The sequence below is a fragment of the Mycobacterium sp. E3305 genome, assembly GCF_001666785.1.
Classification (GTDB): domain Bacteria; phylum Actinomycetota; class Actinomycetes; order Mycobacteriales; family Mycobacteriaceae; genus Mycobacterium.
In genome coordinates this window covers 1-2,585 of record NZ_LZJA01000139.1, presented here as the reverse complement: position 1 = coordinate 2,585, position 2,585 = coordinate 1, and the positions used below count along the sequence as shown (strand labels likewise).

At 69.4% G+C, this 2,585-nt stretch carries 2 protein-coding genes; both read left to right on the top strand.

Going from position 1 to position 2,585, the window contains the following annotated elements:
* A partial coding sequence (locus A5701_RS12895) for a beta-ketoacyl reductase (RefSeq protein WP_156670076.1) occupies positions 1-757 on the top strand: 757 nt, incomplete at its 5' end.
* Positions 754-2,585 (top strand): type I polyketide synthase (locus A5701_RS12890; protein WP_156670075.1); only part of this gene is annotated, 1,832 nt, incomplete at its 3' end. The genes A5701_RS12895 and A5701_RS12890, both read left to right, overlap by 4 nt.

Genomic DNA, 2,585 nt, shown 5'->3' with positions numbered 1-2,585 from the left:
CTCCTCCATCTCCGGCCTCACCGGTTCGCGGTGGCTGGCCCACTACACCGCCACCAGCGGCTACCTGGACGCCCTGGCGTACGCGCGGCACGTGATGGGATTGTCGGCGACGACGGTCAACTGGGGACTGTGGAAATCCCTGTCCGACGCCGAGCACCAATTCGGCCAGGTCAGCATGGGTTCGGGGCTGGTGCCCATGAACGACGAGGTCGCCATCGGCGCTCTGCCGCGGGCCATGAGCCCCGCCGCAGGCGTGCATTCCATTGTGGTAGAAGCGGATTGGCCACTGCTCGCGGCCGCCTACCGCACCCGCGGCGCGCTGCACATCGTCGACGACCTGCTTCCGGTGCCCGGCGAAACCGCCATGCCCGCAAGCGAATTGCGCGTCGGCCTGAGTAAGTGCCCGCCCGAACGCCGCCACGACATGCTGCTGGACCACGTCGGGTTGCTGGCGGCCGGGGTGATGGGGCTACCACCCAGCGAGTCGCTGGATCCCTCGATCGGCTTCTTCCAGCTCGGAATGGACTCCCTGATGAGCGTCACGCTGCAGCGCGCGTTGTCGGACAGTCTCGGTGAATTCCTGCCGGCTTCGGTGATCTTCGACTACCCGACCGTGTACAGCCTCACCGACTACTTGGCGACGATGCTGCCCGAACTCGCCGAACCGGATGCCGAACCCGCCTCCGACGTCTACGACGAACTCACCGAAGCCGAGTTGTTGGAACACCTTTCGGAACGACTCAGAGGAACGCGATGACCACCTCGACACCGGACCGCCGGGCGATCATCACCGAGGCGCTGCACAAGATCGACGATCTGAGCGCCCGGCTGGAGATCGCCGAGAAGGCCGGCACCGAGCCGATCGCGGTGATCGGGATGGGCTGCCGGTTGCCCGGCGGGGTGGACAACCCGGACCAATTCTGGGAATTGCTGCGCGACGGGCGAAGCGGCATCGTGCCGGTGCCGCCCGAGCGCTGGGACGCGGACGCCCTGTACACCGACGACCACACCGTGCCGGGAACCATCTGCAACCGCGAAGGCGGCTTCCTTTCCACTTGGCAGCCGGACGAATTCGACGCCGAGTTTTTCTCCATCACCCCACGCGAGGCGGCGGCGATGGATCCACAACAGCGGCTGTTCCTCGAGGTGGCCTGGGAGGCGCTGGAAGACGCGGGGATTCCGCCGCATACCATCCGCGGCACCCAGACCTCGGTGTACGTCGGTGTGACGGCCTACGACTACATGCTCACGCTCTCCGAGGCGATGCGACCCGAGGAGCTCGACGCCTACGTCCTGACGGGCAACTCCGCCAACTTCGCCGCGGGCCGGATGGCGTATCTGCTCGGCGCACGCGGCCCGGCGATGGTCCTCGACACGGCGTGCTCGTCGTCGCTGGTGGCGATTCACCTGGCCTGCCAGAGCCTGCGCTGGAACGAAAGTGACACGGCCTTGGTCGGCGGCACCAACCTGCTGCTGAGCCCCGGCACCAGCATCGCCTGCTCACGGTGGGGCATGTTGTCGCCCGCGGGGCAGTGCAAGACCTTCGACGCCGACGCCGACGGCTACGTGCGCAGCGAGGGCTGCGGGGTGGTCGTGCTCAAGCGGCTGTCCGACGCGCAACGCGACGGCAATCGCATCCTCGCCGTGGTTCGCGGTTCGGCCGTCAACCAGGACGGCGCCAGCAGCGGCGTCACCGTTCCCAACGGCCCCGCGCAGCAGGCGCTGCTTCGGCAGGCGCTGACCTCGGCCAAGTTGACCCCGGCCGAGATCGACTACATCGAGGCGCACGGGACGGGCACGCCGCTCGGCGACCCGATCGAACTCGATTCCCTGAGCAAGGTTTTCGCCGACCGCGAGGGCCGCGCGCCGCTGGTGCTGGGGGCGGTCAAGACCAATCTCGGTCACCTGGAGGCGGCGGCCGGCATCACCGGGTTCATGAAGACGGTGCTGGCCGTCCGCAACGGTCGCATCCCGCGCAACCTGAACTTCCGCGAGCTCACGCCCCACGCCAGCGAGGACGTGTCGCGGCTGACGATCACCACCGAAGACATGGAGTGGCCGGAGAGCGGGCAGCCCCGCCGGGCCGGCGTGTCGTCGTTCGGCGTGAGCGGGACTAACGCGCATGTCGTGATCGAGCAAGCGCCGGAAGTCATTCCGGACCGCCGTGGCTCAGAGCCGGCGGTGTCGACGTTGGTGGTGTCGGGCAGGACTCCGCAGCGGGTGGCCGCGACGGCCTCGGTGCTGGCCGACTGGCTGGACGGTCCGGGCGCCACGCTGCCGCTGGCCGGCGTGGCGCACACCCTCAACCATCACCGGGCCCGGCACGCCGCGTTCGCCACGGTGGCCGCCGTCGATCGGGACCAGGCGGTCGCGGGGTTGCGCGCGCTGGCGGCCGGTGAGCCGGCCACCGGCCTGGTGGGTTGCCGCGAGGGCGCGGTCGGGCCGGGCACGGTGTTCGTCTACTCCGGGCGCGGGTCGCAATGGGCCGGCATGGGCCGCCGGCTGCTCGCCGACGAGCCGGCCTTCGCCGCGGCGGTCGACGAGTTGGAGCCCGATTTCGTTGCCCAGGCCGGGTTTTCGCTGCG